Source organism: Streptomyces sp. NPDC091377 (genome assembly GCF_044757045.1).
Lineage (GTDB): Bacteria > Actinomycetota > Actinomycetes > Streptomycetales > Streptomycetaceae > Streptomyces.
Genome location: NZ_JBIVUE010000009.1, coordinates 239311 through 263254, shown reverse-complemented (window position 1 = coordinate 263254; position 23944 = coordinate 239311). Strand labels below are relative to the sequence as shown.

Sequence of the window (23944 nt, the reverse complement as noted above, 5' to 3'; positions counted from 1 at the left end):
AAGGGCTAGCCGACGGGTGCAGATGTAGTTAGCCTTACCTAAGTCCTGAGTTGATCCGGTCCGGGGGGATGCGTGAGAAGAGCGGACCCACGGGGCCGAAAGTTGCTGCGGCGCGCGGTCGCGGACCAGCGGCGCGATGTCGCCCTCGGCGCCCTGCTGGGCATGGGCCACCAGACCGGCGAGGCCCTCGTGCCCGTCATCATCGGCCTCGCCATCGAACGCGGGGTGGTGGACGGCGACGTACCCGGACTGCTGCTCTGGCTCGGCGTCCTGGCCCTCGTCTACGTCGGCCTCTCCTACAGCTTCCGGTTCAGCGCCCGCGCCGGGGAACGCGCCTCCGTGACCGCCGCCCACCGGCTGCGCACCGAGTTGATCGGCCGGGTCCTCGCCCCCGAGGGCGGCGCGGACGAGGGCAGGCTCCCCGGCGAACTCGCCACCACCGCCACCGAGGACGCCCGCCGCGTCGGGGCCGTCACCATGGCCCTGATCGTCGCCGTCGCCGCGACCGCCGGACTGGCCGTCGCCGCCGTCGCCCTGCTCCGGGTCTCCCTGACACTCGGTCTGCTCGTCCTGCTCGGCACCCCCCTGCTGCTCTGGCTCGGCCATCTGCTCAGCGCCCCCCTGGAGCGCCGCAGCGGAACCGAACAGGAGCGCGCCGCCCGCGCCTCCGGCGTCGCCGCCGACCTGGTCGCCGGGCTCCGCGTCCTCAAGGGGATCGGCGCCGAACCGGCCGCCGTCGCCCGCTACCGCCGGGTCAGCGGCGACTCCCTGGCCGCCACCCTGCGCGCCGCCCGCGCCGAGGCATGGCAGCACGGCGTCGTCACCCTCCTCACCGGCGCCTTCATCGCCCTCGTCGCACTGGTCGGCGGACGGCTCGCCGCCAGCGGCGACATCGGCCTCGGTGAACTCGTCGCCTCGGTCGCCCTCGCCCTGTTCCTCATCGGCCCGCTGTCCGTGTTCGCCTGGGTCAACGCCGAACTCGCCCAGGGCCGCGCCTCCGCCGCGCGGATCGCCGAGGTACTGGACGCGCGGGGGGCCGTGACGGACCCGCCCGCACCCCGCCCCGAGCCCGCGCGGGACGCCACCCCCGGCGGGCTGCGCCTGCGCGCCCTGTCCTACGGCGGTCTGCGCGCCGTCGACCTCGACATCCCGCCGGGTGAACTCCTCGGCGTCGTCGCCACCGACCCCGCCGACGCCACCGCCCTCCTGCGCTGTCTGGCCCGCGGCGCCGACCCCGACGCCGGCTCGGTGGAACTGGACGGCACGGACCTGACCGCCCTCACCCTCGCGGACGTACGCGCCGCGATCCTGGTCGCCGAGCACGACGCCGACCTGTTCGAGGGCACCGTGCTGGAGAACGTCACCGCCGCCGTACCCGACCCCCGCGCACCGGACACCGAACGGGCCATGGCCGCCTCCGGCACCGACGAGGTGGCCCGCGCGCTCCCCGAGGGCGTCCACACCCGGGTCACCGCCAGGGGCCGCTCCCTGTCCGGCGGCCAGCGGCAGCGGGTGGCACTGGCCCGCGCGCTCGCCGCGGCCCCGCCCGTCCTCGTCGTCCACGAACCCGCGACCGCCGTGGACGCCGTCACCGAGGCGCGGATCGCCGACGGGATCCGCGAGGTCCGCCGGGGCCGCACCACCCTCCTGGTGACCGGCAGCCCCGCCCTGCTCGCCGTGACCGACCAGGTGGTGCTGCTCGAAGCGGGCACCGTCACCGCACAGGGCACCCACGAAGCACTGGTCCGCGACTGCGGCGCCTACCGGACGGCGGTACTGACATGACCGGAACGCCCGGGACCCGCACGCCCTCCCAGGCCGAGCCGCCCGGCTCCGCCGATCTGCTGCCGGTGGCCACGGGCGCCCGCACCCGCGCCGCCGTCGCCGAACTCCTGCGGCCCCAGCGGGGACGGGCGGTGGCGGCGTTCACCGTCATGGTCGGTGCCACCGCCGTCGGACTGCTCGTACAGCCGCTGCTCGGGCGGATCGTGGACCTGGCCGCCGACCGCGGGTCCGCCGACGCCGTCACCACCACGGCCGCCCTCCTGGTGGCCGTGGCCCTCGCCCAGGGCCTCAGCACCGGATACGGCCTCTCACTGCTGTCCCGGCTGGGCGAGACCACCCTCGCCCGGCTGCGCGAGCGGTTCGTGGAACGCGCCCTCGGCCTGCCCCTGGAACGGGTCGAGAAAGCGGGCGCCGGCGATCTCACCGCCCGTGTCACCGCCGACGTCTCCCTCATCGCCGAAGCCGTCCGCAACGCACTGCCCGAACTGGCCCGCTCGATGCTCACCATCGTGCTCACCCTCGGCGCGATGGCCGTGCTCGACTGGCGGTTCCTGCTCGCCGCGCTGCTCGCGCTACCGGTCCAGGCCGCCACCGCCCGCTGGTACGTCGGACGGGCCGTCCCCCTCTACGCCGCCCAGCGCGTCGCCGCCGGAGCACAGCAGCAGCAACTCCTCGACACCGTCGCCGCAAGCTCCACCGTGCGCGCCTTCCGGCTGGAGGGCGAGCACACCGAGCGGGTCGCCGAACGCTCCCGGTCGGTGGTGGACCTGACCATGCGCGGAGTCCGCCTCGTCCTCGGCTTCTACAGCAGACTGCACATCGCCGAGTACATCGGCCTCGCCGCGGTCCTGGTCACCGGCTACTGGCTGGTCCGGCAGGACGCGGCCTCCCTCGGCACGGCCACCGCCGCCGCCCTGTACTTCCACAGCCTGTTCGGCCCGGTCAACGCCGCCCTCGCGCTCCTGGACGACGCCCAGTCCGCGCACGCCGGACTCGCCCGGCTCGTCGGCGTCACCGATCTGCCGTCCACCGCGGACACCGACCCCGACGCCACCGCCGTACGGCCCGGCCCCCTCGACGTCACCGTCCGCGCCCTCACCCACGCCTACCGGCCCGGCCATCCCGTCCTGCACGACATCGACCTGACGATCCGGCACGGGGAGCGGGTCGCCCTGGTCGGCGCGAGCGGCGCCGGCAAGACCACACTCGCCCGCCTCGTCGCCGGCATCCAGCCGCCCACCACCGGCACCGTCCTGGTCGGCGGCGTCCCCCCGACCGCACTCGGGACCTCCCGCACCGTCGCCCTGATCACCCAGGAGACCCATGTCTTCTCCGGCCCCCTGGCCGACGATCTGCGGCTGGCCAGACCCGACGCCACCGACACCGAACTGCGCGCCGCCCTCGACCGCGTCGACGCCCTCGCCTGGGCCGAGGCCCTCCCGGACGGGCTCGCCACGGTCGTCGGCGAGGGCGGTCACACCCTCAGCGGCGCCCAGACCCAGGCCCTCGCGCTCGCCCGGCTCCTCCTCGCCGACCCGCCCCTGGTGATCCTGGACGAGGCCACCGCCGAGGCGGGCAGCGCCGGGGCCCGCGCCCTGGAGAAGGCGGTCGCCCGCGCCGTCGACGGCCGCACCGCGCTGATCGTCGCGCACCGCCTCAGCCAGGCCGCCGCCGCGGACCGGATCGTCGTCATGGACGGCGGCCGGATCGTCGAGACCGGCACCCACGACCGGCTGCGCGCCTCCGGCGGACGCTACGCCGCCCTCTGGAACGCCTGGTCGGACACCCGCACCTGACCCGCGCCGCCCCCCACACCCGTCTGCTCCACCGGAACCCGAAACCGAAGGACCACCGATGCTCCGCTCCCGCAGAGCCGCCCGGCTCGCCACCGCGCTCGCCTCCACCGCCCTGCTCGTCACCACGGCCACGGCCTGCGGCGGGGACGACGCCTCAGGCTCCGACTCCGAGGGAGCGGGCGCGCAGGAGAACTCCTCCGGCGCCTTCCCGGTCACCGTCGCCCACAAGTACGGCAGCACCACCGTCATGTCCGAGCCGAAGCGGATCGTCACCGTCGGCCTCACCGACCAGGACTCCGTCCTCGCCCTCGGCAAGGTCCCGGTCGGCACCACCGAATGGCTCGGCGGCTACGACGGCGCTGTCGGCCCCTGGGCCGCGGACAAGGTCGGCTCCGCCGACACCCCCACCGTCCTCAAGGACACCGGCACCGGCCCCCAGGTCGAGAAGATCGCCGCCCTCAAGCCCGATCTGATCCTCGCGGTCTACGGCGGACTCACCAAGGAGCAGTACGAGTCCCTGTCCAAGTTCGCGCCCGTCGTCGCCCAGCCGAAGAAGTACAACGACTACGGCGTCCCGTGGCAGGAGCAGACCGAGATCATCGGCAAGGCGGTCGGCGCCCCCGACGACGCCGCCGAGGTCGTGCGGTCCACCGAGGACGCCATCAAGAAGGCGGCCGAGGAGAACCCCGGCTTCAAGGGCGCCTCCGCGGTGATGGCCACTCCCTACGAGGGCATGTTCGTCTTCGGCAGCCAGGACCCGCGCTCGCATCTGCTGGGCGACCTCGGCTTCACCCTGCCCAAGGATCTCGACCAGCTGATCGGCGACCAGTTCGGCGCCAACATCAGCAAGGAGCGCACCGATCTGCTCGACCAGGACGCCGTCGTCTGGCAGGTCACCGATGTCGCCAAGGACCCCGGCACCCTCCACAAGGACGCCTCCTACAAGGACCTGAACGTGGTCAAGGAGGGCCGCGAGGTCTTCGTGGACGAGAGCAGCGACTACGGCAACGCCCTGTCCATGGGCACCGTGCTGAGCCTGCCGTACGTCCTGGAGCGGCTGGTGCCGCAGCTCGCGGCGGCCGTCGACGGCAAGACCGACACCGAGGTGCAGCAGCCCGCCTCCTGACCCCGACCCCGAGGGGCCGGCCGCTGTCCGCGACCGGCCTCTCGGCCGTACTCGGGCCGTGGGAGGACGGGCTCATCCGTCCATGGCCTCCGCGAGGCTGCGCGGACGCATGTCGGTCCAGTGGCTCTCGACGTACTCCACGCAGGACTGCCGCGGCCCCGGCCCGTGGACGCTCCGCCAGCCCGCCGGGACCGCCACGAAGTCCGGCCACAGGCTGTGCTGGTTCTCGTCGTTGACCAGCACCAGATACGTGCCCTCGGGGTCCTCGAACGGATTGCTCATACGATCCCTCTCCTCGTCGGAAACCTCAGAAACTCGGTGCGCCCGGCCGCCCTTGTGGCCGCCATGGCTCACATGGCTCACGTGGGCCGCATGGGCCACATGGGTCCCACGGCCCTCATGACCCGGCCCGTCCGGCCCGGGCGACCAGCCCCTCCAGCGCCCGGAACCAGGTCTCGGCCAGATCGCGCACCGCCGCCCCGGACAGCAGTCCTTCCGCGTACGACCAGTGCGCGGCCAGCACCGGCCCGGCCGCCCGGTCCTCGGTCACCACGTTGATCTCCAGCGCGTGACCCAGCCGCATCGAGGGCTCCGGCCCGATGTCCGCCGCCTCCTCCTCCGGCGCGTACGACCAGTCCGTCTCCTCCGGGAGCCCGAACCGGCCCAGGTAGTTGAACTCGATCCGGGCCGGCTCACGCCCCGCCAGCACCTCGCGCGTGCCCGCGCCGAGATACCGCAGCAGCCCGTACCCGACCCCGTTCCCGGGCAGCGCCGACCGCCCGTCCCGCACCCGGCGCACGGCCTCCTCGGCCGCCGGGCCGCCCGCGAAGGCGTCCGCCGGATCGACCGGACCCGGATCGAGGCGGACCGGGTACACGCTGGTGAACCAGCCGACCGTACGGGAGAGATCGACACCGTCCCCGCCCAGCTCCTCCTCCCGGCCGTGCCCTTCCAGGTCGACCAGCACCGACGTCCCGGAGCCGCCGCGGCGGCGCCGCCAGTCGGCGACCGCCAGCCCGAGGGCCGCCAGCAGCACATCGTTCACCTCGGCGCCGAAGGCCGCGGGCACGGAGGACAGCAGCGGACCCGTGTGCTCGGGCGGCAGCCGCAGGGCGACCTCCCGGACCGTGGCGGCGGTGTCACGCGCCGGGTCCGGCGCCCGCAGCAGCGGGAACGCCTCGCCGTCCGACATCGCCGTCCACACCGGCAACTCCGCCTCCCGCGCCGGATCCCGGGCCAGCTCGGTCAGCAGCCGCGACCAGCGGGCGAACGACGTCTCCACGGGCGCGAGCCGGGCCGGCCGCCCGGCGGACACCTCCCGCCAGGCCGCCGCCAGGTCCGGCAGCAGCACCCGCCACGACACCCCGTCCACCACCAGGTGGTGCGCCATCAGCAGCAGCCGCCCGGGGGCGTCCCCGGCGTCGAACCACACCGCCCTGACCATCACCCCGGCGTCCGGGTCCAGGAGCGCCCGCGCCGCGTGCGCGTGGTGCCGTACGGCCGCGCCCAGCTCCTCGGGGCCGAGCCCGGCGACCGCCACCCGCTCGATCCAGGACGCGGCGTCGACCGCCCCGGCCGCGGGCACCTGGAGCGACCAGTCCTCCGTGGCCTCGCGCGAGGGCCGCACCAGCGTGGCCCGCAGCAGATCGTGCCGGTCCGCGAGCGCCTGGAGCACGGCGGTCAGCGCGGGCAGGTCCAGCGCGGCCGGGGTACGGACCAGCGTCGACTGGTGGTACGAGGCGAACGGGCCGCCCAGCTCCCGCAGCCAGTGCATCACCGGGGTCAGCGGGACCGTGCCCGTGCCGTCGTCCACCGGGCGGGCCGCGGCGCCCCCGGCCGGCTCGGCGGCCGAGGCCAGCGCCGCCACCGTACGGTGCCGGAACACCAGCCGGGGCGTGATCCGCAGCCCGGCCGCCCGGGCCCGCCCCACGAGCTGCATGGCCACGATGCTGTCGCCGCCGAGGGCGAAGAAGTCGTCGTCCACGCCGATCCGTTCCAGCCCCAGCACCTCGGCGAAGACCGCGCACAGCGCCTCCTCGGCGGGTGTCGCGGGCGGGCGCCCGGAGGACAGGGCCGAGAAGTCCGGCGCGGGCAACGCGGCCCGGTCCAGCTTGCCGTTGGCCAGCTCAGGGAACCGGTCGAGGGCCACGACCGCCGCCGGGACCATGTGGTCCGGCAGCCGCCCGCCGACATGGGCGCGCAGCCCCGCCGGGTCCGGCACGGCGCCGGGCGCGGGGACGACGTAGGCCACGAGCCGCGCCCGGGTCCCGTCCCGGTCCACCGTCACCAGCGCCTGGGCGACCGACGGATGGCCGCTCAGCGCGGCCTCGATCTCGGCGGGCTCGATCCGGAAACCGCGGATCTTCACCTGGTCGTCGGCCCGGCCCAGGTAGTCGAGGCGTCCGTCGGCGCTCCAGCGGGCCAGGTCGCCGGTGCGGTAGAGACGGGAGCCCGGCGGGCCGAACGGATCGGCCACGAACCGCTCGGCGGTCTGCCCGGGGGCGCCCAGATAGCCGCGGGCGAGTCCGCCGCCCGCCAGATACAGCTCACCGGTGACCCCGGACGGCACCGGTTGCAGCAGCCCGTCCAGCACATACGCCCGGGTCCCGGCCACCGGCCGCCCCACCAGCGGCCGTTCGCTGTCCGAGACCCGCGCCACCAGGGCGTCCACCGTGGACTCGGTCGGCCCGTACAGATTGAACGCCGCCGTCCCGCGCAGCGCCCCGAGCCGCCGCCACAGGGCGATCGGCACCGCCTCGCCGCCGACCCCGACCACCGTCAGCGGGCAGTCGTCGCCGTCCAGCAGCCCTGCGTCCGCCATCTGCGCGAAGAACGACGGGGTGACCTCCAGGAAGTCGAACCGGTGCCGCCGCACCGCCGCCGCCGTCAGCTCCGGATCGCGCCGCACCTCCTCGGACACGATGTGCACACAGTGCCCGTCCAGGAGCCACAGCTGAGGCTGCCAGGACGCGTCGAAGAAGAACGACCAGGCGTGCCCGGCCCGCAGATGCCGCCGCCCGGCCGCCGCGACCGCCGGGGCGTACAGGGTCTCGCGGTGACTGTGGAAGAGGTGACCGAGCGTCTCATGGGTGATGACCACCCCCTTGGGGCGGCCGGTGGAGCCGGAGGTGTAGATGACATACGCCGGATGGCGCGGGCTGAGCGGGGCCGACCGGTCCGCGTCCGTCAGCGCCGAGGCGTCCCGCGCGGCGACCTCCGCCGCCGTGGCCGGATCGTCCAGCACCAGCGGGCGCACGTCCGGCGGCAGTACGGCGGTCAGCTCCCGGGCCGTCAGGGTCAGCACCGGCCGGGCGTCGGCCAGTACCTCCGCCGTCCGTCCGGTGGGCGCGTCCGGGTCGAGCGGCAGATAGGCGGCCCCCGCCTTGTGCACCGCGAGCACGGCCACCAGGAAGCGCGCGGTGCGCGGCAGGGCCAGCGCCACGAACCGCTCCGGTCCCGCGCCGCGCTCCACCAGCACCCGGGCCAGCCGGTTGGCCTCCGCCTCCAGTTCGGCGAAGCTCAGTTCCACCCCCTGCGACGCGACGGCCGGGAGCGCGGGGTGGAGCCGTACCCGCTCCTCGAACAGCGCGGGCACGGTCGTCGGCGCGGCCAGCGGCGGCCGGCTGTGCAGGCCGGCGACCAGTTCCCGCCGCTCGTCGGGGGCGAGCAGGTCGATCCGGCCGAGCGTGCGGTCCGGGTCGGCGGTCACCGCCCGCAGGATCCGCCGCAGCCGGTCCGCGAAGGAGCGGGCCGTGGCGGGGTCGAACAGGTCGGCGCTGTACTCCAGCACCCCGTCGATGCCGTCCCCGTCGGCGCGGGTCACGAAGTCGAAGGACAGGTCGAACTTGGCGGTGGAGGCGTCGACCTCGGCCCGGACGGACTCCACCCCGGGCAGTGGATCGCTCGCGCCGCCGTCGGCCGCGAGATGGACCACCATCACCTGGAACAGCGGATGCCGGGCCAGCGAGCGCACCGGGTTGAGCACCTCCACCAGCCGCTCGAACGGCACGTCCTGGTGGTCGAAGGCCGCCAGGTCCGTCTCCCGGACCCGGGCGAGCAGCTCCCGGAAGGTCGGATCGCCGGAGGTGTCGGTGCGCAGCACCAGCGTGTTCAGGAAGAACCCGACCAGGTCGTCCAGGCCGGTGTCCGTACGGCCGGAGATCGGGCTGCCGATCGGCAGGTCGCACCCGGCGCCCAGCCGGGTCAGCAGGGCCGCCACCGCGCTCTGGAGCACCATGAAGACCGTGACGCGGTTCTCGCGCGCCAACCGCTCCACCCGGGCGGCCAGTTCGGCGTCCAGCGACAGATCGGCCGCGCCGCCGCGATAGGTCGCCTCCAGCGGACGCGGCCGGTCCACCGGCAGGCTCAGTTCCTCGGGCAGCCCGGCCAGGGCCTGCCGCCAGTGGGTGAGCTGCCGGGCCGCGAGGCTCTCCGGGTCCGCTTCGTCACCGAGCACCGCACGCTGCCAGAGCGTGTAGTCGGCGTACTGCACCGGCAGCGGCTCCCACCCGGGCGCCCGCCCCGCCGCACGGGCCGCGTACGCCACCGCGAGATCCCGCTGGAGCGGCTCCTGCGACCACTCGTCCCCGGCGATGTGATGCAGCAGAAGCAGCAGCGTGCACCGCTCCTCGCCGGTACGGAACACCTGGACGCGCAGCGGGGCTTCCCGGTCCAGCGCGAACCCGTACGCCGCCGCCTCCGCGAGCCGCTCCGCCAGCGCGTCCTCGTCCACCTCCGTCACCTCGAACGGCACCACGGCCGAGTCCAGCACCCGCTGATACGCGGTCCCGCCCTCGTCCGGGAACACCGTCCGAAGCGTCTCGTGCCGCGCCACCACATCCTGGACGGCGGCCCGCAGCGCCCCGACATCCAGCGCGCCCGTCAGCCGCCAGACCGAGGGGATGTTGTACGTCGGACTCGGCCCCTCCACCTGGTACAGCACCCACAGCCTGCGCTGGGCAAAGGACAGCGGCAGCCGCTCGGGGCGGTCCCGGACCGTCAGCGGCGGACGGGTCCCCGCCCCGCCGTCGCCGAGGCGCTCCACCAGCCGGCCCACGGTCGGCGCGTCGAACACCGTCCGCAGGGACAGTTCGGTGCCGAACGCCTCCCGCACCCCCGCCACCAGCCGTACGGCCAGCAGCGAATGGCCGCCCAGCGCGAAGAAGTCGTCGTCCGCGCCGACCCCTTCGACGCCCAGGACCTCCTCGAACAGGGCGCGCAGGACACCCTCGCGCGCCGAGCGCGGCCCGGCCGCCGCCGAACCGGTGAACGCGGGCGCGGGCAGCGCGCGGCGGTCCAGCTTGCCGTTGGGGGTCAGCGGCAGCGCGTCCAGGACGACGACGGCCGCCGGGACCATGTGCTCGGGCAGCGCGGCGAGAGCATGGCGGCGCAGCGCCACCGGGTCCACGGCCCGCCCCGCTGCCGGGACGGCATAGCCGACCAGCCGCCCCTCGCGCGCGACGACCACACAGGCACCGACGGTGTCGTGCCGGCCGAGCACGGCCGCGATCTCGCCGGGCTCGATCCGCACCCCCCGGAGCTTGACCTGGTCGTCGGTGCGGCCGAGGAAGTCGAGGGTGCCGTCCGCCGTCCAGCGGGCCAGGTCGCCCGTGCGGTACAGCCGGCTGCCGGGCGGACCGTACGGGTCGGCGACGAACCGCTCGGCGGTCAGCCCCGGCCGGCCGAGATAGCCCCGCGCGAGCTGGACCCCCGCCAGATACAGCTCTCCGGCCACCCCCGGCGGCACCGGCCGCAGCGCGGCGTCCAGCACCAGCACCCGGGTGTTCCACACCGGACGGCCGATCACCACCCGCCCGGCGCCCGGCGGCACCTCGACGGCCGTGACGTCCACGGACGCCTCCGTCGGCCCGTACAGATTGTGCAGCGCGCACGACAGCACCGCGTGGAACCGCCGGGCCACCGGCACCGGCAGCGCCTCCCCGCTGCACATCACCTGCCGCAGCGCCGCGCATCCGGCGGCCGACGGCTCCTCCAGGAACGCCTGGAGCATCGACGGCACGAAGTGCGCGGTCGTGACCCCCTGGTCCCGGATCAGCGCCGCCAGGTAGGCCGGGTCACGGTGCCCGTCCGGCCGTGCCACCACCAGCGCAGCCCCGGTGATCAGCGGCCAGAAGAACTCCCACACCGACACGTCGAACCCGGCCGGGGTCTTCTGGAGCACCCGGTCGTCCGCCGTCAGCCGGTAGGCGTCCTGCATCCACAGCAGCCGGTTGGCGATGCCCGCGTGCGGCACGGCCACACCCTTGGGACGGCCCGTGGAACCCGAGGTGTACAGGACGTACGCGGTCGTCCGGGGGTCGTACGCCGCGGGCGGTTCGCCCTCCGGACCCTCCGGCAGCGCGTCGGCGATCACCAGCACCGGGGCGGCGTCCTCGACCATCAGCGCCCGCCGCTCGGCGGGCTGGTCGGGGTCGAGCGGCAGATAGGCGCCGCCCGCGCGGTGCACGGCCAGCAGCGCGACGACCAGCTCCACCGAGCGCGGCAGCGCCACCGCCACCGTCCGCTCGGCCCGCACCCCCAGCCCGGCCAGCACCCGCGCCGTCCGCTCCACCCGCGCGTCCAGCTCGGCGTACGTGAGCCGTTCGTCCTCGAAGACCAGGGCGGTCGCGTCGGGGGTGCGGGCGGCCTGCGCGGCGAACAACTCGGGCAGGGTCACGGCCGGGACGTCGTGCCCGGTGTCGTTCCAGCCGGTCAGCACCGCCGCCCGCTCGTCCGCGGCCAGCACGTCCAGCTCCCGCACCGGACGGTCCGGATCGGCCGCCACCTGGTCCAGCAGCCGGGCCAGCCGCCCGGCCAGGTGCGTGGCGGTCGACTCGTCGTAGAGGTCGGCCGCGTACTCCAGGAGCAGCCCGAGCCGGCCCCGGCCCACCTCGTCCACGAAGGTGAAGTGCAGGTCGAACTTGGCCGCCCCGGTGTCCATCTCCCACCACTCGGTCGGCAGCCCCAGCACCCGCGGATCGCCGTCGGGCCGCCAGTGGTAGCCGAGCATGACCTGGAAGAGCGGGTTGCGGCCCGCCGCACGCGGCGGGTTCACCGCCTCCACCACCCGGTCGAACGGCAGGTCCTGCCGCCCGAACGCCTCCAGCGCCGTCTCCCGCACCCGGCCCAGCAGCCCCCGGAAGGTCGGCGCCCCCGACAGATCGGTGCGCAGGACCAGCGTGTTGACGAAGAAGCCGACCAGATCGTCCAGGGCCGCGTCCGTGCGGCCCGCGATGGGGGAGCCCAGCGGGATGTCGTCCCCCGCGCCCAGCCGGTGCAGCAGCGCCGCCGTCGCCGCCTGGAACAGCATGAACATGCTGGTGCCGGTCGCCGAGGACAGCGCCCGCAACGCCGCCACGGTGTCCGCGTCCAGATCGAGGCGGACCGTGCCGCCGCGCCCGGTCGGCTCCTGCGGCCGGGGCCGGTCGGCGGGCAGCGTCAGTTCCTCCGGCAGCCCCCGCAGGGCCTCGGTCCAGCCCGCGAGCTGCTCCGCGCCGGTCCGCTCCAGCAGGGTCTCCTGCCAGAGGGTGTAGTCGGCGTACTGCACCGGCAACGGCTCCCAGCCGGGCGCCCGGCCCGCGCACCGGGCCGTGTACGCCGTGCCCAGGTCGGTCAGGAACGGCCGGTCCGACCACTCGTCGGTGGCGATGTGATGCAGCACCAGCGCCACCACCCGGTCCTCCGGGCCGATCCGCAGCACCTCCGCCCGCAGCGGGATCTCGGCCGCCAGGTCGAACGGGCGGCGCTGGATCTCCTCGATCCGCGCGGCCAGCTCCTGCGGCGCGCAGTCCCCGACCGTGAACGCCGGGGCGACCTCACCCGGCGCCGCGATCCACTGGTACGGCTCGCCGTCCGCCTCCAGGAAACGGGTCCGCAGCACCTCGTGCCGGTCCGTCACATCGCCGAGGGCCGCCCGCAGCGCGTCCAGGTCGAGGTGCCCGCGCAACCGGACGACCAGCGGGAAGTTGTAGGCCACGCCGCCGCTGATCCGCTCCACCAGCCACAGCCGCCGCTGGGCCGCCGACAGCGGGATCCGGGCCGGCCGCCCGGCCACCGGCGCCAGCACCGGACGCGGCGAAGGACCGGAATCCGCGCGCGACGCCAGCGCCTCGGGCGTCGGCGCCTCGAACAGGTCCCGGATCGCCAGCTCCGCCCCCAGCTCGGTGCGCGCCCGGCTGATCAGCCGGGTCGCCAGCAGTGAATGCCCGCCCAGCTCGAAGAAGTTGTCCTCCGCGCCCGTGCGCGGCAACCCCAGCACCTCGGCGAAGAGCCGGCACAGCACCTCCTCCACCGGGGTGCGCGGACCGCGCCCGCTCGACAGCGCCACCGCCGGCTCGGCGTCCGGCAGCGCCCGCGCGTCCAGTTTGCCGTTGTCGTTCATCGGCAGCCCGGGCAGCACCACGAACGCCGCCGGGACCATGTAACCGGGCAGCCGCCGCCCCAGGTCGTCGCGCAGCCGCCGCACCAGCGCGTGGTGCCCGCGCGTGGCGGTCGGGGTGTTGGCGTACGGGGCGCCGCCCCGCTCCGCGCGCGGACGGTACAGGCCCGAGGTGCGGCCCGGCCGGTCCGCCGGCACGAACACCGCGTCGTAGGCGCCCGGCTCCTCGGACCAGGTGGTCAGCACCCGGTAGCCGTGCGCCGCCCCCAGCCGCCGTACCTCCTCCGGCTCCACGCCCGGCTCCGGCGGCGGGCCCGCCTCCAGCGCGCGCAGCGCCGCCAGATCGGCCTCCGTACGAGGGTCCGGGATCCGCCGCACCCGCAGCGGGCCGCCGCCGTCCAGACGGGCGGCGAGTCCGTCGCCCCAGGGCAGTTCGGGGGCGTCGTCCAGCGGCACGCCGTCCCGGTCGTCGGCGTACAGGACGACGTCGTAGCGGTAGCGCGTCAGCTCGTTGTGATGCCGCCCCGCCTTGGTGCGCAGCTCCACGCCCACGCCGAGCGTGCTGAACCAGTCCGGGTCGACCAGGAGTTCCTTCTCCAGGGCCAGACCGCGCTCCACGGCCCGGCGCAGCGCCTCCGGACCCATGTCCTCGGCCGCGCGGGCGCGTTGGACGCCGGTCTGGAAGAGGCGGGCCTGGCGCAGGTCGCGCACATCGCCGAGGAAGAGCGCCCCGCCGGGCGCGAGCAGCCCCAGGGCGCCGCGGATCACCGTGTGGAGATGGTCCAGGCTCGGGAAGTACTGGACGACCGAGTTGATGACGACGGTGTCGAAGAAGCCGGTCGGGAGCCCCTCGGTCACCTCGGCGGGCCGGCAGCGCAGTTCGACCTTGCCCGCCAGGTCGGGGTCCGCCTGGATCTCCTGGCCGAGCTTGCGGATCACGGGGGCCGCGAAGTCCGTCGCCCAGTACACCTCGGCGTCCGGCGCGAGCCGGGACAGCAGCAGGCCCGAGCCGACTCCGATCTCCAGGACGCGCCGGGGGCGCAGTTCACGGATCCGTTCGACGGTGGCCTCGCGCCACTCGCGCATGTGCTCCAGCGGGATGGGCGTGCCGTCGTAGGAGCTGTCCCAGCCCGCGAAGTCCTCCGTGAACAGGGCCGTGCCGATCTCCGTGTACTCGGCGGAGTAGATCTCCCGCCACTCGCCGATCTGCTCGCGCTCCGCCTCCCGCTCGGCCTCGGCGTCCCGCTCGGCCGGCACGACATAGCCGACGAGCCGCCGGGTGCCGGGCGCGCCGGTGTCGTCCCGGGCGAGGACGGCGGCCTGGGACACCTCCGGATGCTGGGCGAGCACGCTCTCGATCTCACCCAGCTCCACCCGGTGGCCCCGGATCTTGACCTGGTCGTCGGTACGGCCGAGGAAGTCCAGATTGCCGTCCGGGCGGCGGCGCACCAGGTCCCCGGTGCGGTACATGCGCTCACCCGGCAGACCGAACGGGTCGGCCACGAACCGCTCACCCGTCAGCGCGGGCCGCTCCAGATAGCCCCGGGCCAGACCGACGCCCGCGATGTACAGCTCACCCGCCACCCCGTCCGGCACCGGCCGCAGCCAGGTGTCCAGGATCCGGGCACGGGTGGCCCGGATCGGCCGGCCGACGGTCGGTGTGGCACTGTCGTCGGTGCCGCCGCCCAGCGTGTTGATGGTGTACTCGGTCGGGCCGTACAGGTTGTAGCCGTACGTCCCCTCCGTGTCCCGCAGGGTGTTCCACACACTCTCGGTGACCGCCTCGCCGCCCAGCAGCACCAGCGGCGGCCGATGCCCCTCCAACAGACCCTCCTCGATGAGGAGATGGGCGTAGGTCGGGGTCACGTTCACCACGTCGACCCCGTGCTCCTCGCAGTACGCCACCAGCGCGGTCGCGTCCCGCCGCAACTCCTCGTCGCAGATGTGCACCTCATGGCCCTCGACCAGCCAGAGCAGCTCCTCCCACGACATGTCGAACGCGAACGACACGGTGTGCGCGATCCGCAGCCGTCGCCCGCCCGCCGCCGCGATCGCCGGGGCGAAGATCTCCTTCTGATGGTTGAGCTGCATGTTCGTCAGCCCCACATAGGGCGTGACCACCCCCTTGGGACGGCCCGTCGACCCGGACGTGTAGATGACGTACGCCGGGTGGTCCAGGCTGAACGACACCTCCACCGCGTCCGCCGCCAGCCCCGCCAGCTCCGCCTCCACCGCCGGGTCGTCCAGCAGCACCCTCGGTGTGTCCCCGGTCAGCGTCGCGGACACCGGGCCCGTGGACAGCAGGAGCAGCGGCCGGGCGTCCGCCAGGGTCGCCGACAGCCGCCCCGCCGGATGGTCCAGCTCCAGCGGCAGATACGCGGCCCCGGTGCGCAGCACCGCGAACAGCGCCACCACCATGTCGATCGAGCGCGGCAGCCCCAGCGCCACCACCCGCTCGGGCCCCGCGCCCCGCGCGATCAGCAGCCGGGCCATCCGGTTGCAGCGCGCGTCGAGTTCGGCGTACGTCACCGTCCGCGCCCCGAAGACGAGCGCGGTCGCGTCGGGCGTCCGGGCCGCCTGCGCCGCCAGCAGGTCGGCCACCGTCTCCGGGGGCACCGGCTGCCGCTGCCCGGCGTCCTCCCGGGCCAGCGCCGCGGCCTCGGCGGGCAGCAGCGCGTCCAGCGAGCCCACGGCCGCCGACGGATCGGCGACCATCCGGCCCACCAGCAGCACGAACCGGTCCAACAGGCGCTGCGCGTACGGCCCTTCCAGCAGATCGGGCCGGTAGGCGAGGGTGACCCGGACCCGCTCGCCGGGCGTCACCACCAGGTTGGCCGGGTAGTGCGTGGCGTCCACATTGGCCACGGCTCTCGCCCCGTGCCGCGCCCGCAGTCCGGCGAGGCGCTCGTCGGTGTCGGCGTTGCGCAGCACGAACAGCGTGTCGAACAGCCGCCGGTGCCCGGTCTCCGCCTGGAGCACCCCGAGCCCCAGATACTCGTACGGCATCACCGCCAGCCGCTCGCCCTGGATCCGGCGCAGCAGCGCGAGCACCGGCTCACGCGGGTCGAACGCGATCCGCGCGGGCACCGTGTTCAGGAACATGCCGATGACGTCCTCGACGTCCGGGACCTCGCTGGGCCGTCCGGCGACCGTCGTGCCGAACGCGATGTCCGTGCGGCCGGTCGCCCCGGCCAGCACCAAACCCCAGGCCGCGTTGAGCACGGTGTTGGGCGTCAGCCCGTGCCGCCGGGCGGTCTCCCGCAGCCGCGCGGCGGTCCCGTCGTCCAGGACCGCGTCCAGGTGCCGCGGGATCACCGGTTCGAGGCCCCGGTCGGACACCGCGGGCGCCAGCAGCGTCGGCTCCTCGAACCCGGCGAGCGCCGCCCGCCACGCGCCGGTCGCCGCACCGTCGTCCTGGCGTTCCAGCCAGCTCAAGTAGGACCGGTAGGAGCCGGGCCGGGCCAGTCCCGCCGGGTCGCCGCCGCTCTCGTACAGCGCGAACAACTCGTCGAGGAAGAGCCAGGCCGACCAGCCGTCCCACAGGATCAGATGCCGGCCGATCACCAGCCGGTCCCCGCGCCCGGCCCCCAGCCGCACCAGCAGCATCCGGAACAGCAGCGGACGGGAGAGGTCGAAGCGGCGGGAGCGCTCCTCGTCCATCAGCTCCCGCAGCCGCAGGTCCTGGGCGTCCGGCGCGAGCCGCGACAGATCCACCTCGGTCAGCGGGATCCCGGACCCGCCCACGATGAACTGCACCGGCTGGCGCAGCCCGTCACTGGTGAACCCGGCGCGCAGGCTCGGATGCCGGTCCAGGAGGGCACGGGCCGCCGCCCGCAGCCGCCCGGTGTCGACGGGCTCGGCGAAGTCGAACGACTCGTGGACGGTGTAGACGTCGAGGCCGCTGTCGTCGTACGTGGAGTGGAAGAACAGCCCTTCCTGGAGCGGGGCGAGCGGCCACACGTCCTCGATCCGGCCCGGCGCCAGCCGCTCGACGCGTTCCCGTTCCTCGTCGGTGAGGGTGAATTCGGTGGCGGGGACGGTAGGGGCGGCCGACGCGGGGGTGACGGTCGCGGCGGTGGCGGCGAGCGCGGCGGGGGTGCGGTGCTCGAAGACATCGCGCGGATCGATCGCGAGACCCGCCCGCCGGACCCGGCTCGACACGGCGATCGAGCTGATGCTGTCCCCGCCGAGCAGGAAGAAGTCGTCGTCGGCGCCGACGTCGGGGACCCCCAGCACAGCGGTGAACACATCGGCGAGCAGCCGTTCGCGCGGGGTGCGCGGGGCCCGCCCGGTGGTACGGACGGCTTGCGGCGCGGGCAGCGCGGCCCGGTCGAGCTTGCCGCTGGGGGTGAGCGGCAGGGCGTCCAGCACCACCCAGGCGCCCGGCACCATCGGCGCGGGCAGCCGGTCGGCGAGCGCGTCGCGCACCTCGGCCGGTGCGACGGGCGCCGCCGGCACGAGATACGCCACCAGCGTGTCGTCCCGTACCGTGACCGCCGCCTGCGCCACCTGCGGCAGAGCGGTCAGCGCGGCCTCGATCTCACCGGGCTCGATCCGGTTGCCGCGCAGCTTGACCTGCCGGTCGGTGCGGCCGAGGTACTCGACCACCCCGTCGGCGCGGCGCCGCACCAGGTCCCCCGTGCGGTACATCCGGGTGCCGGGCGGTCCGTACGGGTCGGCCGGGAACCGCTCGGCCGTCAGCGCCGGCCGCGCGTGATAGCCACGGGCCAACTGGACACCGGTCAGATACAACTCGCCCGGCACCCCGTCCGGCACCGCCCGCAGACATCCGTCCAGCACCCGCAGCCCGGTGTTCCACACCGGCCGGCCGATCGGCACGGTGGTGCCCTCGTCCTCGCGGTACGGGTGGAAGGTGACATCCACGGCCGCCTCGGTCGGGCCGTACAGATTGTGCAGCGGGACCCCGGTCAGCTCGTGCCAGCGGCGCGCGGCGGCCGTCGGCAGTGCCTCGCCGCTGCTGAACACCTGCCGCAGCGACGCCGTCCAGGCCGGATCCGCCGTCACCTCGTCCGACCGGAGGAACGCCTCCAGCATCGACGGCACGAAGTGCAGCGCGGTGATCCGGCGGTCCCGGACCAGTCCGGCGAGATACGCCGGGTCCCGGTGCCCGTCCGGGCGCGCGAGGACCACGGCGGCGCCCTCCAGCAGCGGCCAGAAGAACTCCCACACCGACACGTCGAAACTGGACGGCGTCTTCTGGAGCACCCGGTCGTCCGGGCCCAGCCCGTACGCGCCCTGCATCCACGCGAGCCGGTTCACGACGGCGCGATGGGTGACGACCACACCCTTGGGACGGCCGGTGGAGCCGGAGGTGTAGATGAGGTAGGCGGGATCGTCGGGGTGCGCGGACCCGGCGACCGCCGGCCCCGGCTGCTCCTCGTCCGCGTCGAGGAGCAGCACCTCCGTCCCCGGGGTCTTCGGCAGCCGTCCCGCGCTCGCGCCGAGGGCGACGACGATCCGCGCACCCGAGTCGGCGAGCATGTGGGCCACCCGGTCCGCCGGATAGTCCGGGTCCACCGGCAGATAGGCCGCGCCCGCCTTGAGCACCCCGAGCAGCGCGACCATCAGCTCCGCCGACCGCGGCACGGCGACGGCGACGACGTCACCGGGCCCGGCGCCCCGGGCGGTGAGCCGGGCGGCCAGCCCCGAGGCCCGCGCGTCGAGTGCGGCGTAGGTGAGCCGGTCGTCCCCGAAGACCACCGCTTCGGCGTCCGGGGTCCTGGCGACCTGCGCGGTGAACGCCCGGGCCAGGGTGGTCACCGGCACCGGCCGCTCCTCACCGGCCGGATGGGCGCCGAGCGCCTCGTCCGGCGAGAGGAGTTCGACGGAGGCCGCGACCTGGGACGGGTCGGCGGCGACGGCCGACAGGATCCGGACCAGCCGCTCGCCCAGCGTGCGCACGAAGGCGCCGTCGAGCCGGTCCGTGTGGTGCTTGAGCCGCAGATCGAGGGTCCGCCCGGGCTTGACCACCAGGGCGAGCGGATAGTGCACGGTGTCGTGGAAGGCGTCCCCGGTGATGCGCACCCGGCCCGTGGCGTCCCCGAGGCCGGTCGCGGCGGGGTAGTTCTCGAACACCACCAGCGTGTCGAAGAGTTCGCCCTGCCCCGCGTGGCCCGCGAGCCGCTGGATCTCCGCGAGCCCGAGATGCTGGTGGTCCAGCAGCCGGGCCTGTTCCTCCTGGAGCCGGGTGAGCAGCTCCGCGAGGCGCGCCCCCGGCGTCCAGCGGAACCGGGTCGGCACGGTGTTGATGAACAGGCCCACCATGCCGGCGATGCCGTCCACCTCGCTGTCCCGGCCGGAGACGGTCGTGCCGAACACCACGTCCTCGCCGCCGGTGAGCCGGCCGAGCAGCAGCCCCCAGGCCGCCTGGACGACCGTGCCCAGCGTGACTCCGTGCTCCCGGGCCCGCTCACCGAGCCGTGCGGTGATCTCCTCGGGCAGCTCCACCCTGACGTGCGCCGGCCGTACGACGGTGTCCTCGGCCGGTGCCCCGACCAGCCGGGTCGGTGCGTCGAGCCCGGCGAGCGCGGCCCGCCACCGCGCCCGCGCGGCCTCCCGGTCCTGTGCGGCGAGGCGGCGCAGGAAGTCGCGGTAGGGCGTGACGGCGGGAAGCGGGGGTGCGTCGGTGCCGTAGCAGGCCAGCAGCTCGCGGTGCAGCACCGGCAGCGACCAGCCGTCCGCGACGATGTGATGGAACGTCAGCACCAGTCGGCTGCGCCGCTCGTCCAGCCGGATCAGGGCGCAGCGGATCAACGGGGGCGCGCCCAGGTCGAAGCCCGCCGCCCGCTCCTCGGCCGCGATCTCCTCGCCGAGCGACTCCCGTACGGCGCTCTCCCGCGCGGTGAGGTCGACCTCGCGCCAGGGCAGCTCGACGGAGCGCGCGACGATCTGGACCGGGGTGCCGTCCGGACGGCCGCGGAAGGCGGCCCGCAGGGGCGCGTGCCGGTCCAGGAGGTGCTGGGCGGCCCGGCGCAGGGCGGGGCCGTCGACCGGACCCGTGAGGTCCAGCACCTGCTGCACGGTGTACGCGTCCGCCGACGTCAGCGCGTGGAAGTAGAAGCCCTGCTGGAGCGGGGAGAGCGGAAGCACCTCCTCGACGGGGAGGGGACGGGCGCCCTGGATCTCGGCCAGTTCGGCGGCGTCGAGCGTCACGAGGGGCTCCGGCTCACCGAGGTCCCCCTCCGCGGCCCGGTCCACGGCCGCGCGGGCCAGGGCCTCGACCGTCCGGTGCCGGAACACGTCCCGGGCGGTCAGCCGCAGTCCCGACTCCCGGGCCCGGATGAGGAGCTGGATGGCGCTGATGCTGTCGCCGCCCAGGGCGAGGAAGTCGTCCTCGGCGGTCACCGACGTCAGGCCGAGCACCTCGGCGTACAGCCCGCACAGCAGCCGCTCGCGGGCGGTGCGCGGCGGGCGGCCGCAGCTGAGCGCCGCGTAGTCGGGGACGGACAGCGCCCGCGCGTCGATCTTTCCGCTCGGGGTGACGGGCAGCGCGTGCAGCGGCACGAACGCCGACGGGACCATGTGGTCGGGCAGCCGCTCGGCGGCGTGCGCGCGCAGCGTCCGCATCAGCGCCGCCACGTCACGGAAGGGCGCCGGACGGTTGGCGTGCGGGAAGCCGCCGGAGGGGCGGTAGGCGCCGGTGACCGGGCCGTCCAGGGCGAGCACGGCGTCGAAGGCGCCGTCGTCGGCGCCGCCGGTCCAGGTCAGGGCGGTGGCGTAGCCGTACTCCCCGGCGAGGGCGGCGACCTCTTCCGGGTCGGCGCCGGGCGCCGCCTGATGGCCGCTGCCCTCCAGCCGCCACAGGTCGGCGAGGTCGTCGGTGAGGCGGGCGTTGGGGACCCCGGTGACCCGTACGCGCGGCGGCCGGGAGGCGAGGAGGTCGGCGAGGCCGGGGAGGCCGCCGAGCGACGACCAGGGGGTCTCCCGCCCGTCCGGGAGGGCGGTGGGCGGGGCCGGACTCAGCACGACGTCGTACCGGTACCGGCTCAGTTCGTTGTGCCGAAGCGCCCGCTTGAGCCGGACGTCCGCCGTGAAACCGTCCAGGCCGCCGAAGAAGTCGGGGTCCAGGAGCAGCTCGCCCTCCCAGCGCACCGAGCGCTCCACGGCCGCGCGCAGCGCGTTCTTGTCGTCGCTCCCGCCCGCCCGCCGGGTCTCTACGGCGGCCCGCAGAGTCCGCAGCAGCCGGAGATTGCGCAGGTCGCCGAGGAAGATCCGGCCACCGGGGGCGAGCAGCCGGGCCGCGTCGCCGATCACCCGGCGCAGATAGTCGGCGCTCGGGAAGTACTGGGCGACCGAGTTGACGACGATCGTGTCGAAGAACCCGACCGGCAGTCCGTCCCTCACATGCGCGGGCTGGGCGCGCAGTTCGACCCTGCCGGTGAGCCGGGGGTCGGCGGCGACCTGGGCGCGCAGCGCGGCGACCGCCCGTGTCGAGAGGTCGGTGCCCCAGTACGACTCGCAGTCCGGGGCGACGCGGGACAGGATCAGTCCGCTGCCGACCCCGATCTCCAGCACCCGGCGGGCCGGACCGGCCTCCCGGACCCGCTCCACGGTGGCCGCCCGCCACTCACGCATCTCCTCGACGGGGATCGGCGTACCGTCGTACATGCTGTTCCAGCCCGCGAAGTTCTCCCGGAAGCTCTCGGTCCCGGCCGCGCTGTAGAGCAGTTCGTGGAGTTCCCGCCACTCCTCGACCTGGGTCTCCGCGTCGGGCGCGCCGGGGGTGTCGAGGGCGGGGACGACGTAGGCGGCGAGGCGGCGGTCGCCGGGGCGGTCCTCGCGGGCGACGACGGTGACCTGGTCGACGGCGGGGTGCCCGCGCAGCACCGACTCGATCTCGCCGGGTTCGATCCGGAAGCCCCTGATCTTGATCTGCGCGTCCGCCCGGCCGAGGAACTCCAGGCGTCCGTCGGCGCGTCGGCGCACCAGGTCGCCGGTGCGGTAGAGGCGTTCCCCGGGGGCGCCGAACGGGTCGGCCACGAACCGCTCGGCGGTCAGGTCGGGGCGTCCGAGGTAGCCGCGCGCGAGTCCGGCCCCGCCCAGATACAGCTCTCCCGTGACCCCGGCGGGCACCGGCCGCAGATGGGCGTCGAGGACGTACGCCCGGGTGCCCGGGTCGGCCACCCCGATCGGCACGATCGCACCGGCCGGGGTGTCCGGGTCGCACCGGCCGAGGGTGGAGTTGGTGGTCGCCTCGGTGGGGCCGTACGCGTTGAACATCATCCGTCCGCGCGCGTACCGGCCCACCAGTTCGGGCGAGACCCGTTCGGTGCCGGCGAGCAGGGTGGCGGTGGGCGGCAGCCGCACGTCCTCCGGCAGCGCGGCGAGCAGCGCGGGCGGCAGGATCATGAAGGTGATGCCGTGCGCGTGGGCGTAGTCGGCGAGCGGGGCCGCCGGTACGCGCAGTTCGGCCGGGACGACGACCAGCCGGCCGCCGGAGAGCAGACCGAGGCACAGATCCCAGAACGCCACGTCGAAACCGGGCGAGGCGAACTGGAGCACCCGGCTGTGCGGCCCGATCCCGAACCGCTCGCTCTGGGTCGCCAGCAGCTTGGCCACCCCGCTGTGCGCCAGGACGACGCCCTTGGGGCGGCCCGTGGAGCCGGAGGTGTAGATGACGTAGGCGGCGTGCAGGACGGTGAGGGGGCCGCCCCGGTCGGTGTCGGTGGGGTCGTGCGCCGGGCGGGTGGCCAACTCGGCCGAGGCGGCGGGGGAGTCCAGCTCCAGCACCGCCATGCCGTCCTCGCCGGGCAGGTCCCGTGCCGTCTGCGCGGTGGTGACCATGCACACCGGGCGGGCGTCCCCGAGCATGTACGCGATCCGGTCCGCCGGATAGTCGTGGTCGATCGGGAGGTAGGCCGCGCCCGACTTGAGGACGGCGACCTCGGCGACGATCAGGTCGGTGGAGCGGGGCAGCGCGAGCGCGACGATCCGCTCCGGACCCGCCCCGCGCGCGAGCAGGGCGTGCGCGAGCCGGTTGGCGCGCTCGTCCAGCTCGGCGTAGGTCAGCCGCTCGTCGGCGAGGACGAGGGCGACGGCGTCCGGACGGGTGCGGACCTGCTCGGCGAAGAAGGCGGGCCAGGTCTTCGCCGGGACGGTGTGCGCGGTGTCGTTCCAGCCGTGGACGACCTGGTGGTACTCGTCGTCGGGCATCAGCGGCAGCCGGGCCACCGGGGTGTCGGGGCGGGCGACGGCCTCGGTGAGCAGGGTGCGGTAGTGGGCGAGGATCCGGTCCGCGGTGGCGGCGTCGAACAGGGCCGGGGCGTAGGTGAGCCGGGCGGTTCCGGCGTCCACGTCGAGCCGCAGGTCGAGCGCGCCGGCCGGGTCGGGCGCGGGCCGGTCCGCGGTGGCGAGGGCCGTGTTGCAGAAGAGGGCGCCGCCACGGGTGGGGGCCGGCCGCAGCTCCTCGGTCAGCAGCTCCAGGGGGACCCGGTGGGTCCGGGCGTCCTCCCACACCGTGTGCGCCCGCAGGGTCAGTTCCCGGAAGGTCGGCTCGTGGTCGACCGAGACCCGCAGGGGGAGTCCGTCATGGCCGACGGTGAGATCCGTGGCCCCGCTGTAGCGGTGCAGCAGGGCGAGGAAGGCCGCGAGGAGCTGGGAGTCGGGGGCGTCGGGGAGGCCGGCGAGGGTGCGGGTCTCCCGGTCCGGGGCGGCCTCCGGTGGATGGGGCCGGTCGGTCGGGAGTGAGAGCTCCAGTGGGAGCGGGATGAGCGTCCGCCGCCAGTAGGACAGAACTTCCTCGGAACCGCACACGTTCGCGTGCCTCCCCAGCAGGTCGTTCCCGGCCCTGGGCCGGGGGTCGGCGACATACTAAGGTAAGGGTTACCTAAATCCCAGGGT

Annotated in this window: 5 protein-coding genes; 3 read left to right on the top strand and 2 right to left on the bottom strand. The window is 75.0% G+C overall.

The features are described 5' to 3' along the window. Nucleotides 1-72 precede the first annotated feature (72 nt). The 3 genes from ACIQNG_RS21780 to ACIQNG_RS21770 are packed head-to-tail and all read left to right on the top strand — an operon-like array spanning nucleotide 73 to nucleotide 4707. Entirely contained in the window at nucleotides 73-1785 is a 1713-nt protein-coding gene (locus ACIQNG_RS21780) for an ABC transporter transmembrane domain-containing protein (protein ID WP_401434727.1), read from the top strand. Beyond that, nucleotides 1782-3581, top strand: a complete 1800-nt coding sequence (locus ACIQNG_RS21775; RefSeq protein ID WP_401487041.1) for an ABC transporter ATP-binding protein — start codon at nucleotides 1782-1784, stop codon at nucleotides 3579-3581. Before ACIQNG_RS21780 ends, ACIQNG_RS21775 begins: the two co-directional genes overlap by 4 nt. A gap of 58 nt (nucleotides 3582-3639) precedes the next feature. Next, nucleotides 3640-4707, top strand: coding sequence for an iron-siderophore ABC transporter substrate-binding protein (locus tag ACIQNG_RS21770; RefSeq protein WP_401487039.1), 1068 nt, complete (start codon nucleotides 3640-3642; stop codon nucleotides 4705-4707). Nucleotides 4708-4779: 72 nt separating this feature from the next. Here ACIQNG_RS21770 and ACIQNG_RS21765 read toward each other — a convergent pair whose 3' ends face one another. Beyond that, nucleotides 4780-4989, bottom strand: a complete 210-nt coding sequence (locus tag ACIQNG_RS21765; protein ID WP_401487037.1) for an MbtH family protein — start codon at nucleotides 4987-4989, stop codon at nucleotides 4780-4782. A 115-nt stretch (nucleotides 4990-5104) separates the two neighbouring features. Next, on the bottom strand, nucleotides 5105-23857 hold the full coding sequence (locus ACIQNG_RS21760) for an amino acid adenylation domain-containing protein (protein ID WP_401487035.1): 18753 nt from the start codon (nucleotides 23855-23857) through the stop codon (nucleotides 5105-5107). Nucleotides 23858-23944 lie beyond the last annotated feature (87 nt).